Source organism: Thiomicrorhabdus sp. 6S3-12, assembly GCF_017571475.1.
Taxonomy (GTDB): domain Bacteria; phylum Pseudomonadota; class Gammaproteobacteria; order Thiomicrospirales; family Thiomicrospiraceae; genus Thiomicrorhabdus.
Genome location: NZ_JAGETW010000002.1, coordinates 53,779 through 68,046, shown reverse-complemented (window position 1 = coordinate 68,046; position 14,268 = coordinate 53,779). Strand labels below are relative to the sequence as shown.

The 14,268-nt window shown below is 51.2% G+C and carries 12 protein-coding genes; 6 read left to right on the top strand and 6 right to left on the bottom strand.

Annotation, left to right across the window (positions count from 1 at the left end):
- The first annotated feature begins 9 nt into the window (after window positions 1-9).
- The 3 genes from J3999_RS03290 to J3999_RS03280 are packed head-to-tail and all read left to right on the top strand — an operon-like array spanning window position 10 to window position 4,466.
- A complete protein-coding gene (locus tag J3999_RS03290; protein WP_208126556.1) occupies window positions 10-1,059 on the top strand; it encodes an efflux RND transporter periplasmic adaptor subunit in 1,050 nt (349 codons plus the stop codon).
- Window positions 1,060-1,063: 4 nt separating this feature from the next.
- Window positions 1,064-4,162: an efflux RND transporter permease subunit gene (locus J3999_RS03285; RefSeq protein WP_208126555.1), complete on the top strand. Its 3,099-nt coding sequence runs from the start codon at window positions 1,064-1,066 to the stop codon at window positions 4,160-4,162.
- Window positions 4,163-4,205: 43 nt separating this feature from the next.
- Window positions 4,206-4,466 (top strand): (2Fe-2S)-binding protein, encoded by a 261-nt coding sequence (locus J3999_RS03280; RefSeq protein ID WP_208126554.1) that lies wholly within the window; start codon window positions 4,206-4,208, stop codon window positions 4,464-4,466.
- A gap of 11 nt (window positions 4,467-4,477) precedes the next feature.
- Here the strand turns inward: J3999_RS03280 and J3999_RS03275 are convergent, their stop codons facing one another.
- From J3999_RS03275 to J3999_RS03255, 5 genes are read right to left on the bottom strand one after another with little or no spacing between them, the layout of a single operon-like run.
- A complete protein-coding gene (locus J3999_RS03275) occupies window positions 4,478-5,161 on the bottom strand; it encodes a metal-dependent transcriptional regulator (RefSeq protein WP_208126553.1) in 684 nt (227 codons plus the stop codon).
- A complete protein-coding gene (locus J3999_RS03270; protein WP_208126552.1) occupies window positions 5,161-6,081 on the bottom strand; it encodes a metal ABC transporter permease in 921 nt (306 codons plus the stop codon). The genes J3999_RS03275 and J3999_RS03270 overlap by 1 nt, the downstream gene beginning before the upstream one ends.
- Before the next feature lie 3 nt (window positions 6,082-6,084).
- Complete coding sequence (locus J3999_RS03265; protein WP_208126551.1) at window positions 6,085-7,440, bottom strand: iron chelate uptake ABC transporter family permease subunit; 1,356 nt, start codon at window positions 7,438-7,440, stop codon at window positions 6,085-6,087.
- Window positions 7,441-7,442: 2 nt separating this feature from the next.
- On the bottom strand, window positions 7,443-8,234 hold the full coding sequence (locus J3999_RS03260) for a metal ABC transporter ATP-binding protein (protein ID WP_208126550.1): 792 nt from the start codon (window positions 8,232-8,234) through the stop codon (window positions 7,443-7,445).
- Window positions 8,235-9,152: a metal ABC transporter solute-binding protein, Zn/Mn family gene (locus J3999_RS03255; protein WP_208126549.1), complete on the bottom strand. Its 918-nt coding sequence runs from the start codon at window positions 9,150-9,152 to the stop codon at window positions 8,235-8,237.
- A 407-nt stretch (window positions 9,153-9,559) separates the two neighbouring features.
- Here J3999_RS03255 and murI point away from each other — a divergent pair, with 407 nt between their 5' ends.
- Together murI and arfB are read left to right on the top strand one after the other, a co-directional pair.
- Window positions 9,560-10,348, top strand: a complete 789-nt coding sequence (gene murI, locus J3999_RS03250; RefSeq protein WP_208126548.1) for a glutamate racemase — start codon at window positions 9,560-9,562, stop codon at window positions 10,346-10,348.
- Between the two features lie 117 nt (window positions 10,349-10,465).
- Window positions 10,466-10,882, top strand: coding sequence for an alternative ribosome rescue aminoacyl-tRNA hydrolase ArfB (gene arfB, locus J3999_RS03245; RefSeq protein ID WP_208126547.1), 417 nt, complete (start codon window positions 10,466-10,468; stop codon window positions 10,880-10,882).
- A gap of 25 nt (window positions 10,883-10,907) precedes the next feature.
- On the opposite strand, the gene metE is transcribed toward arfB, so the two are convergent.
- Entirely contained in the window at window positions 10,908-13,256 is a 2,349-nt protein-coding gene (gene metE / locus J3999_RS03240; protein WP_208126546.1) for a 5-methyltetrahydropteroyltriglutamate--homocysteine S-methyltransferase, read from the bottom strand.
- A 115-nt stretch (window positions 13,257-13,371) separates the two neighbouring features.
- Here metE and J3999_RS03235 point away from each other — a divergent pair, with 115 nt between their 5' ends.
- Complete coding sequence (locus tag J3999_RS03235) at window positions 13,372-14,262, top strand: LysR family transcriptional regulator (protein WP_208126545.1); 891 nt, start codon at window positions 13,372-13,374, stop codon at window positions 14,260-14,262.
- Window positions 14,263-14,268 lie beyond the last annotated feature (6 nt).

Genomic DNA, 14,268 nt, shown 5'->3' with positions numbered 1-14,268 from the left:
ATTTTTTGCATGAAACACTCCTTTACCGTTTCGGCGGGCCTTTTATTGCTGATGATTGTCTGGATGGCGCTCGGCTATCAGAATCATGACCAAACCGCTGCCGACGAGGCGAAAAAGATCCCGCTTGCTAGCGTTGAAACCCGAACGTCGAATGCCGAAGTGGTGACCAGTTTTATCAAGGCGCACGGTGATCTGCTGCCGTTTCGCGAAACTCAGGTTTTGGCCGAAACCTACGGCAAGGTGGAAAAAATTTTCAAACTTGAAGGGGATAAGGTCGCAAGCGGTGAATTATTGCTCAAACTGAGCATAGAAGATCGGGCGGTTAAGCTTAAACGCGCTAAGGCGAAAACACTGGAAACCAGAAATAAATACCAGGCGACTAAAGATCTCAAGAATCGCGGTTTCAGTGCCCAGTCACAGATAGATGAGCTTCTGGCTTCGTATGAGGCGGCGAAGGCGGAAGAGAATATTCTGCGTCAGGAGATTGATCAACTTGAAGTCCGAGCCCCTTTCGACGGAATTATTGCCGAACAGAAGGTCGAGTTGGGCGATTATATCTTCAAAGGGAATCCTTTGTTTGAAGTGATCGATACCCACTCCATGGTCGCATCGGTTTCGGTTGCGCAAACCGAATATCCGTATCTGAAACTGCAATCGCCGGCACAGGTCAGACTGGCGACCGGAGAGGTGCTGCATGGCACGGTGCGTTTTATTTCGCCTAAAGCCGATGAAAATACCAAAACTTTCCGAGTCGAGATTCTATTGCCGGATACCGCGGATATTCCGAGCGGGATTAGCGTCACTGCGGAAATTCCGAAAATGCAGGTGCAGGCGCATTTTATTTCCTCTGCATTGCTGACCTTGAACGACAAGGGCGTAATGGGGGTGAAAACCGTCAATTCAACCCGCGAAGTCGAGTTCTATCCGGTTCAGGTGATTCAGGCGGTAAAAGACGGTATTTACATTACCGGCTTGCCGCCGAAAGCGCAGCTGATTGTCACCGGGCAAGGATTTGTACAGGCCGGACAAACGGTTAATATCCAGGCGGCGGAGCAGTAATTTTATGGGTTTTATTGATGCCGCATTCAATCGTAGCCGGGTGGTTCTGCTGACCTTTATTATGCTGATCGTCGCCGGTGCTTACGCCTACCTGTCGATACCGAAAGAGTCTTCTCCGGATGTCCCGATCCCGATATTCATTGTTTCGATGGTACATGACGGAATTTCCCCGGAAGATGCGGAAAGGCTGTTGATTAAACCGATGGAGAAAGAACTCCAGTCTCTGGATGGTTTAAAAGAGATGACGGCGACGGCGGCAGAAAATTACGGTTCGATTCTGCTGGAGTTTTCCGCCGGTGCCGATATTGATCAGGCGCTTCTGGATGTGCGCGAAAAAGTCGATCTGGCCAAAGCCAACTTGCCGCCCGATACGCTTGAACCGACAGTAAACGAAATTAATGTGGCGCTGTTTCCGGTCATTTCACTCTCCCTGTCCGGACCAATTCCGGAAAGAGAGATGGTCCGTCTGGCGCAGGATTTAAAAGACGAACTGGAATCTCTGAGCGGCGTGCTTGAAGTGGAGATCGGCGGTGACCGGGAAGAGATGATGGAAGTCATTATCGAACCGGAAACGCTGGAAACCTATCACCTCTCTTTTGATGAAGTGGTGAGTTTTCTGAGCCGTAATAACCAGCTGGTGCCGGCCGGTGCAATGGATACCGGTTCCGGGCGCATGGTCTTTAAGGTTCCCGGTGTTATCGAAAATATTCAGGATGTGTTGGAGCTGCCGATCAAAACGCATCAGGGAACGGTCGTGACTTTCAGCGATCTGGCGCAGGTACGACGCACCTATAAAGATCCGGACGGTTTCGCACGAGTCGGCGGTGAACCGGCGCTGGTGCTGGAAGTGACCAAACGCGTCGGCGCGAATATCATTGAAACCATCGATCAAGTCAAAAATGTTGTAGCGGAAAAGCAGAAGGATTGGCCGAAAGCTTTGAGCGTGCACTTTATGCAGGACCAGTCCGAGCAGATTAAAGCCCTGCTCGGAGATCTGGAGAATAATGTGCTGACGGCCATTTTTCTGGTCATGCTGGTCGTGATCGCGGCTTTGGGAATCAAACCGGCGGTATTGGTGGGGCTGGCGATACCGGGCGCTTTCCTGTCCGGCATACTGGCGTTACAAAGCATGGATTACACGCTGAATATTATCGTTCTGTTCAGTCTGATTCTCTCGGTCGGTATGCTGGTTGACGGCGCGATTGTTACGGTGGAGCTGGCGCAACGCAAAATGGCCGAAGGGATGGCACCGAAAGAAGCTTATGCCGTAGGAGCGAAGCGGATGGCCTGGCCGATTATCGCTTCGACGGCAACAACCTTGAGCGTATTCTTTCCACTTCTGTTCTGGCCGGGTGTAGTCGGTGAGTTCATGAAGTTTTTGCCGATTACCGTGATTCTGACACTGCTCGCATCCTTGTTAATGGCGTTGATTTTTATTCCGGTGCTCGGATCCGTGGTATCAGGCAATGCGGATAAAGTGCCGTTAGAAGGTCACTCTGAAGAGCATTTATCAGTGGCAAGCGAGACAGTACAGGGACATTCTGTCGGTCGCTGGACCAAACTGTACATTAAGGCGATTACGCCGTTGTTGAGTCATCCGAAAAAAGTGCTGCTGATTGCGACGCTGTTTATGGCTGCTTCCTATGTCGCCTATGCTCAATTCGGCAAGGGCGTCGAGTTTTTCCCGGAAGTTGAACCGGACTTCATTCAGGTTCAGGTACAGGCCAGAGGCGATCTGTCGGTATATGAAAAGGACGAGCTGCTCAAGAGAGTGGAAGCGGCGATTCTGGATATTCCGGTTTATAAAACGTTGTATGCCAAAACCTATAATGACGCCAGTCAGTTGCATAATGTGCCGGTGGATCTGATCGGTATTATCCAGCTGGAATTGCGCGATTGGCAAGAGCGCCCGGCAGCCGATCAGGTGATTCAGGATATACGCCAACGGCTTGCTCTGCTACCGGGGATTCAGGCGCAGGTGCGCAAGCAGGATAACGGGCCATCCAGCGGTAAGCCGATTCAGGTCGAGCTCTCGGCGACGGAATTTGCGTCGCTGAAGTCCGGAGTTGAGGAAGTCCGTCAGCGTATGGCGGAGATTGGCGGGTTTATCGACATTGAAGATTCGCGACCGATTCCGGGTATCGAATGGCATTTAAGAGTCGATCGTGAACAGGCGGCCCGTTATCAGGTCGATATCGCCACGTTGGGTAATACCATTCAAATGCTGACCTCCGGAATAAAGATCGCTTCCTATCAGCCGGACGATGCCGAAGAAGAACTGGATATACGTCTGCGTTTTCCGGAGCAGGAGCGTAATCTCGAACAGATGATGAATCTGAAAATTCCGACCGCTTACGGACCGGTGCCGCTTTCCAACTTTGCGGCGTTCCATCCGCGGCAGAAAACTTCTTTGATCGAGCGGGTCAACGGACAGAGAGTAATGAGTGTGCAGTCGGATGTCCCTCCCGGATTTCAGGTTGATCAGCAGCTGAATCTGCTGAAACAGTCTTTGGAGAACAAGCCTTTGCAATCCGATGTCGCCATTCGCTTCAAGGGGCAGGATGAAGATCAGAAGGAAGCGGCGGATTTCCTGATGAAAGCGTTTGCCAGTGCGCTGTTTTTGATGGTTGTGATTCTGGTGACGCAGTTCAACAGTTTCTATCAGGCCGGGGTTATCCTAACGGCGATCATTTTCTCCACGGCCGGGGTTTTGCTCGGACTTTTGATTACTCAGAATCCTTTCGGGGTGGTGATGGTCGGAATCGGGGTCATCGCTCTGGCGGGAATAGTGGTCAATAATAATATCGTGCTGATTGATACTTATAATCAGTACCGGTTAGAAGGGATGGAGAAAATTGCCGCGATTCAGCTGACGCTGTCACAGCGTATGCGTCCGGTGCTGCTGACGACCACGACGACCATTCTCGGGCTCATGCCGATGGTTCTGGCGATGACTATTGATATTCCCGGGCAGAGTATCGCTTTCGGCGCACCGTCGTCACAGTGGTGGGTACAGCTCTCCAGCGCGATTGTCGGCGGCCTGACCTTTTCAACGCTGCTGACCCTGATCGTTACGCCGTGCCTATTAGCCTTGAAGAAATAACGAACGGCGCAGGGCTGAGACAAACTCTTAACCGGCAAATTGTATGAATTTACATCTCTGTCAAAAAAGCTATGTGCAGATGCTGGTCGGCGAAAACCCGCTGATCTGCACCTGTCATCATGTCACTCTGGATCAGTTGTTACAGCAACTTCCTGAAAATCCACAGCTGGAGCCGGTCGAGGAAATGGTGCACTGTCTACAGAAAACAACCGGCGCATCAACCGGGTGCGGTAACTGTTTGAGCCGTGTGCAGGGAATTATTGAGTGTTACCGCCTTAAACCGGAGATATTTAAAGAATCTTAGGCTAAAGCTATTTAGGCTTTGACTTGCAGAGCCATAGCCAGACGGTAGTCGATGGCGTGCAACGCCTTGCCGTCTACCTCGATCAGTAGAGGACCGTTGAGCGGGGCACGGTTTTTAATCTCGATTTGGGCTCCGATATGCAGTTCGATTGAGGTCAGATAGCGTAGCTCTTCCGGGCTTCGGTTTTTAATGCGTTCCAGCGTCACCGGTTGATGCAGTTCGATCTCGGACAGGGGCGTCAGGTTTTTGCGTTCGATTTTGCCGTCCACACTCGGAATCGGTGATCCATGCGGATCCTGCGTCGGCTGGCCGAGGTCCTGCCACATACGATCCACCAGCTTGTCGGAGAGGTAATGTTCCAGCGTTTCCGCTTCTTCATCCACTTCATCCCACAGATAACCCAGACGCTCGACCAGATAAAGTTCGAGAATCCGGTGATTGCGGATCATCTTCATCGCCACTTTTCGGCCATGTCCGGTCAGGGTCACCCCGTAGTAAGGTTCATATTCCAGATACCCCTGTTCGGCCAGTTTTTTAAGCATATTGGTTACCGAAGCCTGCGATACGGCCAGACGTTCGGCGATGTCCTTGGTCTGAACGCCTTTGTCTTCGCGTGTATTGTCTTCCAGCTTATAGACGATTTTGAGATAGTCTTCCCATGCCTGCGACGGCGTGTTTTTCTGTGCCTGAGACATTAAGCACTTTCTCCCGATTGGAGTTGTTTGGCGTAGTGTTGCTGCTGAATCCATTTACGTATTTGAATTACCATCAGCGTCAATGCCAGAAGGGCTCCGGCGCTGACCGCAATCGAGGCGGCGATCGAGCTATCCAGCCAGTAGGAAAGGGCGTAGCCGATCCAGACAGAACCTTGCGAGTAGGCGATAGCCAGCCAGAGCATTCTTTTGAGCGAGGTGGCAAGCAGGTAGGCGCTACTGGCTGGGATAATCAACAGGGCGACCACTAGAATGGCGCCGACGGCATCAAAAGAAGCGACCGTGGTCATCGACACCAGCGTCATCAGGAAGTAATGCCAGAAGGTGATGTTGATGCCCAGAGAAACCGCCAGACTCGGATGGAAAGTCACCGTTTTCAGACGTTCGAATCCAATCGCGATGCTTAGAGCGACTAAGGTAAAAACGATCAGAATCAACCAGAAAGCGCGTGGTCCCAAGTCTGTTCCGGTCTCCATATCCCCCCAGATCACCGTGTCGAAAGGGACGAAGGCAATTTCGCCATATAAAACGCACTCCTGATCGAGATCGATATGTCCGGTATAGAGCGATACCAGAATGACACCGATCGAGAAGAAAAGGGTGAAGACAATTCCGATACTGGCATCGCTCTGCAGACGACTGAGCTTATGCAGGCTTTCGCTGAGCCAGGCGGTAAGCAAGCCGATAATCACCGCGCCGGTCAACATAACCCATAATGTATTGGTGCCGGCCAGCAGATAAGCCAGAACAATTCCCAGCAGAACGGAATGCGAAATGGCGTCACCCATCAATGCCTGACGGCGCAGGATCAGAAAGACACCGACCATGGCGCAGGAGGCGGCGACCAGTGATGCCGTGGCGATAATCCACAGATCGAGAATCCAGTTTTCAATACTCGGCATGGCTTACTGCTCCTCAAGCGTATTTTTCGGTGGAATCGGCTGGCCGTGCGGGTCGGACAGGCGTTGCATCAGTTCGGCGACGATCTGTTCTTCATGTTCCTGATTCAGAATATGCTCCATATGCTCGGCCTGCTGGTGCACCTGCTCCGAAGTCAAATCGGCATGCTGGCTCAGATAACTCTCCCACAGGCGATGGCGACGGGTCAGTTCGATCGCCCGTCTTAAGCCGGCTTCGCTTAAGGCAAAACCGCCGCCCAGTTCACGAACCAGCCCCTGTTTCTGCAACTGCTTCAAGGTCTGTTTCAGTGTCTGAATCTGAATGTTTCGCAAAGCGGTAATTTGCGCGACGGTAAAGTCATTGCGCTTAAAGTGGTTACGCTCCAAAAGCTTATGGAGCGTGCGCAGAATATTTTCCTGAGCGACTCTGTGGCGTAATCTTCGGTAGTCCAGGTAACGTTTGATCAGTCCGTTTTGCGGCGCGACCAGAAAGGAGATGAAAAACACCAACGACAGGCTGACGACAATCCACGGGCCGGTCGGCATTGCCGGAGCGATATAGGAAATCTGCGCGCCGATGGAGGCGCTGAGCGCTCCGAATATCCCTGCCAGAAGCAGCAGATAACTGAGTTGATGGCTCCAGAAGCGCGCGGCTGCAATCGGTGTTAACAATATTGCCGCCATCAGTACCACGCCGACCAGTTGCAGGCCGACCACCACCGAAAGCACAATCATCAGGGCCAGCAGGAATTCATAGAATCTGACGGAGACCCCCAGCGTTTGCGCATACAGGCGGTTAAAAGCGATCAGACGGAATTTATCGAAAAACAGGATGACGGTAATCAATACCGCCGAAGTGACATACACCAGCAATTGGATGTCTTCGGAGGTGATTGCCGCAGCCTGACCGAAAAGCAGTTTATCCAGACCGCTCTTGTTCGGCATATCGGTACTTTGAATCAGCGACAACAGCATCAAACCTAAGGCGAACATAAAGGAGAGCGTAATCGCCAGAGCGGCATCCGGTTTGATTTTGGTGTTTTTTGGCAGCCAGTCGATAATCCAGAAACCGAGTAAACTGCTGAGAAGGGCGCCGCCAAAGATCACTTCGGCATCCCGGCTGCCGCTGAGCAGAAACGCCATCATAACGCCGGGCAGCGCGGCATGCGCCAAGGCGTCGCCGAGCAGAGATCGTTTGCGCAGGAATGCGAAAGCGCCGATTACCGAGGCGCTCATGCCTAACAGCAGACTGCCGACGAGAACCCAGGTGGCGTTGACGTCTTCAAATGACCAGAACAGCGCCAGTTGCTCAAGGGTCTGCTGCCAGAGGGAGGCGTCCGAATATACTTCAAAACCTTGCATGATTAATCCTGATCGTGTGCCTGATTAAGCTGGCTGCGGTATAGCTGCTCGGTCATTTCGTTGAGCAGAGACAGGCGGCCGCCGTAAGTCTTATTGAGATTGTCTTTCGTCAAAACCTCGTCTACCGGCCCGGCGGCGATCAGTCTGGCATTGATCAAAACGGCATAGTCGTAATATTCGTGAACGGTATTCAGATCGTGGTGGACACAGACCACGGTATTGCCTTGGGCTTTAAGCTGTTTGAACAATTCAATAATTGCCTTTTCCGTGGCGACATCAACACCGGCAAAAGGTTCATCCATCAAATACAGGCTGGCCTGCTGCGCCAGAGCTCTGGCCAGGAAAACGCGTTGTTGCTGACCGCCGGAAAGTTGCGAAATCTGACGGTCGCTGAAATCCGACATCTGCAGATCCCACAGCGCCTTTTCGGCTATATCCCGGTCGTTCTGGTTTGGCCTCTGCCAGAATTTGAGCTGACCGTGACGACCCATCAGCACCACATCCATTACGTCGATTGGAAAATCCCAGTCAATTTCTTCGCGCTGCGGAACATAAGCGGTCGTAAGGCGTTTCTTATCCAGCGGTTCGCCGAAGAACAGAGCCTGTCCCTGAATGACCGGCGTCAGCCCCATGATTCCTTTAAGCAACGACGATTTTCCGGCTCCGTTCGGACCGATAATCGCGACGGTTTTCCCGGCCGGAACCTCGAAACTGACATCGGTTAAAACCGGTTTATGGTGATAGCGGATGCTGAGTTGTTCCACTTTCAGCGGAATGGCGCTTCGATCTGTCATTTAGTGGGTTTCCTGTTCTGTTGTCTTGCCCAGAAGTCCGTTGCGGATGGTATGAACGTTATGTTTGACCATTTTGATATAGGTGTCTGCATCCGAGCCTTTGGCGCCCATCGCATCGGAATAGAGTTCGCCGCCGATTCTTAGCTGCTTGCCTTCGGCCTGAACGCCTTTAACCAGAGATTCGATAAACTTCGGCGAGACACTGGATTCGACAAACACCGCGGAGATATCGCGGGCGACAATCACATCCTTGAGCTGCTTGATATCCTGCAGGCCGAATTCTCCGGCGGTGCTGATGCCTTGCAGTCCCATAACCTCAAGGTCATAGGCTTTACCGAAGTAGCCGAAAGCGTCGTGCGCGGTGATCAGTACGCGTTTGGCCAGAGGAATCTTCTGCATTTCCTGTTTAACCCATTGATGCAATTCATTCAGTCTGGCACGGTATTGTTCGGCATTGCGCTGATAGAAAGCGGCGTTTTCCGGGTCTTTTTCGGTCAAGGTCTTCTGCACTTCTTTGGCGGCCAGTTCCCACAGACTGACATCAAACCAGACGTGGGGATCGTGGAGTTTGTCAAAGGTGATTAAGCGTGTTTCCGGGAAATTTTCAGTGACGGCGATAACGGTCTTGCGGCGTTGCATTTTTTGCAGAATCGGCTGCAGTTTGCCTTCCAGGTGCAGACCGTTGTAAAAAATAATGTCCGCCCGGCTCAGTTTACGGACGTCTCCCTGAGTCGCCTTATATAGATGAGGATCGACTCCCACACCCATCAGCGCCTGTACTTTGGCTTTATCCTTGGCGATATGGCTAACCAGATCGGCGATCATTCCGGTCGTTACCGTGATCTTTAATTGTGCATGGGCCAGCGGGCTTAGGCCGATTAGGGTAATAAACAGGGTGCTCAGGAGCAACTTTGCCATGATTTTAATCCTGGTTCGTTATTGCAAACTTAAAAAGTTAGTTGCAGCTAAAAAATAATTTTTCTTAAACTATAGCACGGAGTTTTTTAAAAACTCAAGCGATATTAAGACGTTATCCGGCACGACCTGCAAATGCACCAAGACCGGCTGTTTATGATTGAAAGAGATTGAATGATTTCGCGCCCGTTTAAAAGCGGAGGAAGCGCTTTATATTCTGTCGGTTTGATTTGCCGAGTGGCGTTGCGGAGCGAGAACAGAACTTGCCGCTTACAACGGATCGTTAAAAAGGTGCGAAATTATCTGTTCGGTTTCATGCGGCAAACACTTTTGCATAAATTCGGATTATAATTTGCGGCCATATGTAAAGGCTTCACAAGGGATACCGCGGTAATTGCGTGATGGACAAAATGGCAGATAAAAGAGCGATTGGAATTTTTGACTCGGGGATTGGCGGTCTGCCGATTGCTCAGAAAGTCAGGGAACTGCTTCCGAACGAAAATCTTCTGTATGTGGCCGATACGCAATTTGCGCCTTATGGAGAGAAGTCGGAAGACGAAGTTTTGGCTCGCGCTCAGGCCGTTGTCGAGTTTATGTTGTCGCAGAATGTCAAAGCGATCGTGGTTGCCTGTAATACTGCGACCATGATTGCCATTAAGACACTGCGAGCCAAATACGATCTGCCGTTTATCGGAGTTGAGCCCGGTGTTAAACCGGCGGCCATTCATACGCAAAGCGGTGTAATAGGGGTGTTGGCGACGGAAAAGACGCTGAGCAGTCAGGCTTTTGATGCGCTGGCCAAAAGGGTAGCCGGTCACGTCGAAGTCGTGATTCAACCCAGTCCGAAGCTGGTTCGACTGGTCGAGGAATTAAAGCTGAATCCGGATGAGGCGTGTGCGGCGGTTGAGTCCTATGTGCAGCCTCTAATCGAAAAAGGTGCGGATACCATTATTCTCGGTTGTACCCATTTTGCGCACCTGGCACCGGTCATCGAACTGGTTGCGGGGCCGAATATATCGGTTATCAGTACCGAAACGGCCGTGGCTAAAGAGGTTTTACGGCGTCTTGAAAACGAAAATCTGTTGTCGACGCAGAGCATGGACGGAGAAAGTGCATTTTGCAGCAGTGGAGATTTGGCACTGTTTCAGAGACAGCTTACGCGTTTATGGGGAAAGGACGCTTTGGCGCAAAAGTTTTAATTTCCGGTAATCCATTCGGGATTGCCGATGTATTCTTCCGGTAGTTGTCATATTCGTTCTCAATTTTTGTATGATTGGAAATCATGAGAATCACATTCATTGAAAAATGGAGTCGCAATGCAACTCTCTAGCGGACAGCTTATTGATGAGAGCGAGATCTTCTGGCAGGCGGTTCGGTCACAGGGGGCCGGAGGGCAAAACGTCAATAAAGTCGCAACGGCCGTGCATTTACGTTTCGATATCCGCAAGTCGTCACTGCCGGACGATTTTAAGCAGCGTCTGCTGTTGAAGTCCGATAAGCGCATTACCAAGGACGGCATTATTGTGATCAAGTCACAATCGCACCGAACTCAGGAAGCCAACCTGATTGCCGCCCTAGAGCGTTTGAAGGAAATTTTGGAAACTGCGGCGGTTCGCCCGAAGAAGCGTATTGCCACTCGTCCGACCAAAAGTTCGCAACGCAAACGCCTCGAACATAAACGCCAGCGCAGCCAGATTAAAAGCCTGCGCAAAAACGTTTCCTCGGATGGGTGACCCGGCGATAAACCTCTAAGCGCCATTAAGCGCTTTTAACCTGCTCCTCAAACTGTTTCCGTAAAACCTTCGCGGCTTCGACCATATTGGTCAGGGCCGGTTCGGTCTCTTTCCAGCCACGAGTTTTTAATCCGCAATCGGGATTGACCCACAGGCGTTCGGCCGGAATGTTTTGCGCGGCTTTTTGAATCAGGTTGACCATCTGCTCAACCGTCGGGATATTCGGCGAATGGATGTCGTACACGCCGGGCCCGATTTCGTTCGGATAATCGAAATCGACAAATGCATCCAGCAGTTTCATCTGCGACTTCGAGGTCTCGATCGTAATCACATCCGCATCCATTTGTGCTACCGCTTCGATAATGTCGTTGAACTCGGAATAACACATGTGCGTGTGAATCTGAGTGTCATTCGCCACGCCGGAAGTTGTCATTCGGAAGCTGTTGACCGCCCAGCGAAGATAATCCGCCCAGTCAGATTTTTTCAACGGCAGGCCTTCGCGTAAAGCCGCTTCGTCGATCTGAATCATATGAATGCCGGCGGCTTCCAAATCCAATACTTCATCCCGTAATGCCAGGGCAATCTGGTTGCAGGTCTGTTCGCGACTCTGGTCGTTGCGTACAAACGACCATTGCAACATGGTCACTGCGCCGGTCAGCATGCCTTTCATAATCTTATCGGTTTGATTCTGCGCATATTGCGACCAGAAAACCGTCATCGGCTTCGGACGCGAGACATCGCCGTATATAATCGGCGGTTTTACACAACGTGAACCGTACGACTGCACCCAGCCGTACTGGGTAAAGGCGTAACCGTCCAACTGTTCGCCGAAATACTCCACCATGTCGTTACGCTCCGGTTCGCCGTGTACGAAGACATCAATACCGATACGCTGCTGACGCTCGCAGGCATCGCGGATTTCCGCTTGCATCGCTTCGATGTATTGCGCTTCGCTCAGTGCGCCGTTTTTGAATTGTCGGCGTGTCTGACGGATTCCCTGGGTTTGCGGGAAAGAACCGATTGTGGTCGTCGGGAAGAGCGGCAAATTGAATTTACTTTTTTGCAGCGCGGCACGAATGCTATAAGGAACGGAACGATCCAGCGCAATTTGATCCAGTCCGGCGACGCGCGCCTGTACTTCGGGATTGTGGATCAGTTTGGATTGCGCTTTGGCTTTAATCGCTTGGCGGTTTGCGGCCAAAGCCAGTTCATCCGTTTTTCCGTTCAGGGCGTCGTCGAGCAGTTTGATTTCCGAGAGTTTCTGTTTGGCAAAGGCCAGATAACTTTTCAATTCCGGGTTTAGCTTGTCTTCGACTTCCAGGTTGACTGGAGCATGTATTAAGGAGCAGCTTGGGGCGATCCATAGGTTATCGGCAAATTTTACTTTTGCCGTTTCCAGGCGATCAATTGCGGCATGTAAATCGGTTTTCCAGATATTTCGCCCATCAATTAGCCCGATGGACAGGACCTTGTCGGCGGGAAATTGCGCGATAACCTCATTTAGCTGTTTCGCGCCGCGCAGGCCGTCGTAATGCAGACCGGCGACTGGCAAGTTGCATACGGTTTCAAGATGGTCGCCCAAACTTTCAAAATAGGTGGCAAGCAACAGCTTCAGAGGCGCTTGTGACAGCGTGTCGTAAGCCACTTTCAGAGCCGCTTTCCATTCTTCGTGCAGTTCCAGTCCCAGGATCGGCTCGTCGATTTGTACCCAGTTAATTCCTTGATCAGCCAATTTTTGCAGAATCTGCGTGTAGACCTTCAGCAATGCTGGCAGGCGACTTAATTTTGGAATGATCGTACCTTTGTTTTCCGCCAGATAGAGGTAAGTAACCGGTCCGATCAGAACCGGTTTGAAGTCGATGTGTCGGGCATCTTGCTTCAAAGCGAGCGCTTCGGCAACTTCGGCGAACAAACGGTTATCGGTAACGGCGAATTCGGTATCTTCCTCCAATTCCGGCACGATATAGTGGTAGTTGGTGTCGAACCATTTTTTCATCGCTCCGGCATAACCTGCTTTGGATTCGCCGGTTGATTGATGGTTGTGATTGCAGCAATGGTGACCGTCATCGGAAGGTGCGCGACCTCGGGCCATACGGAAAGCGACTTCCACATCGTATTCGGCCTGACGGAAACGCTTCGGAATCACGCCCAGCAAAGTGCTCATATTCAACACCTGATCGTAGTAGGCGAAATCATTCACTGGTATCAGTTCTATCCCGGCGTTGATTTGGGTTCTAAAATTCCGATAGCGGATTTCTCTGGCTTGCGCTTCCAGTTCGGCCAAGGTTTTTTCGCCTTTCCAGTAGGCTTCGGTAGTGAATTTGAGTTCGCGCAGGTCTCCGATTCGCGGATAGCCTAGATTGTGGGTTGTCATGATTTTTTCCTTACTGAATTTAATCGATCTCTTTGCGAGTGACTTGAGTTTAGGGTTTGCTATATATGAAAACAATCGATTAAAATTCAGAATTACATGAATAAAATTGATAACCATGCTTGAGTTAAAACATTTGAAGACGCTGCAGAGTCTGGCGGAAACCCATTCGATTAACCGCAGTGCGGAAAAACTCTGTATGACCCAGTCGGCGTTGTCGCACCAGATTAAACAGCTTGAACAGCAGTTAGGGTTGGAACTGTTTAAACGCAAAACCCATCCGATTGAGTGGACGCCGGCAGGACAGATCGTATTGCACACCGCACAGCAGGTTCTGCCGTTGATCCAGCATGCCGAAAAACAGCTCAAAGCGCATAAGCAGGGGGAGAGCGGGCGTTTATGGATCGGCGTTGACTGTCATACCTGTTTTGAATGGCTTCTGCCGTTGTTACGGCCTTATCAGGAACGCTGGCCGAGCGTAGATCTGGATATTGTGCCGAGTTCGAATCAGACACCTTTGCGCAAGCTGCAACAGCAGAAACTGGATTTTGTGATTACTTCCGATCCCGAGCCGATTGACAGTATCGAATATACCGCGCTTTTCAGTTACGAGTTGGTTGCGGTGCTACCGCTCGGGCACAGGCTGTTGCACAAGGAGTGGCTTTCCGCCGACGATCTGGCTGCGGAAACCTTGATTGTCTATCCGGTGGCGGAAGATAAACTGGATGTTTTCAGTGGATTTCTGCAACCGGCCGGAGTGCGCCCCAAGGCGATCCGTCATTCCGAATTGACTTTGATGATGCTGCAAAGGGTCGAGGCGGGGAGAGGGATCTGTATCTTGCCGAAATGGCTGTTAAAGAACCAGAAGGATTTTGAACATCTGGGCTTCCGCGCTCTCGGGTCGGATGGTTTGTGGTCCAAGCTGTATGCCGCGACAAATACGGGGCAGACGCATCTGCCCTATATTCAGGAAATGATTCATTTGGTTGCGGCGGAAATGGATCTGTAAGGGTTA

Bases quoted from the DNA above. Each gene is read 5' to 3' on its own strand.
- J3999_RS03275 (WP_208126553.1), bottom strand. From the start codon at position 5,161: ATGTCTCAGGCACAGAAAAACACGCCGTCGCAGGCATGGGAAGACTAT.
- J3999_RS03285 (WP_208126555.1), top strand. From the start codon at position 1,064: ATGGGTTTTATTGATGCCGCATTCAATCGTAGCCGGGTGGTTCTGCTG.
- J3999_RS03255 (WP_208126549.1), bottom strand. From the start codon at position 9,152: ATGGCAAAGTTGCTCCTGAGCACCCTGTTTATTACCCTAATCGGCCTA.
- J3999_RS03270 (WP_208126552.1), bottom strand. From the start codon at position 6,081: ATGCCGAGTATTGAAAACTGGATTCTCGATCTGTGGATTATCGCCACG.
- murI (WP_208126548.1), top strand. From the start codon at position 9,560: ATGGCAGATAAAAGAGCGATTGGAATTTTTGACTCGGGGATTGGCGGT.
- J3999_RS03290 (WP_208126556.1), top strand. From the start codon at position 10: ATGAAACACTCCTTTACCGTTTCGGCGGGCCTTTTATTGCTGATGATT.
- J3999_RS03260 (WP_208126550.1), bottom strand. From the start codon at position 8,234: ATGACAGATCGAAGCGCCATTCCGCTGAAAGTGGAACAACTCAGCATC.
- J3999_RS03280 (WP_208126554.1), top strand. From the start codon at position 4,206: ATGAATTTACATCTCTGTCAAAAAAGCTATGTGCAGATGCTGGTCGGC.
- arfB (WP_208126547.1), top strand. From the start codon at position 10,466: ATGCAACTCTCTAGCGGACAGCTTATTGATGAGAGCGAGATCTTCTGG.
- metE (WP_208126546.1), bottom strand. From the start codon at position 13,256: ATGACAACCCACAATCTAGGCTATCCGCGAATCGGAGACCTGCGCGAA.
- J3999_RS03235 (WP_208126545.1), top strand. From the start codon at position 13,372: ATGCTTGAGTTAAAACATTTGAAGACGCTGCAGAGTCTGGCGGAAACC.
- J3999_RS03265 (WP_208126551.1), bottom strand. From the start codon at position 7,440: ATGCAAGGTTTTGAAGTATATTCGGACGCCTCCCTCTGGCAGCAGACC.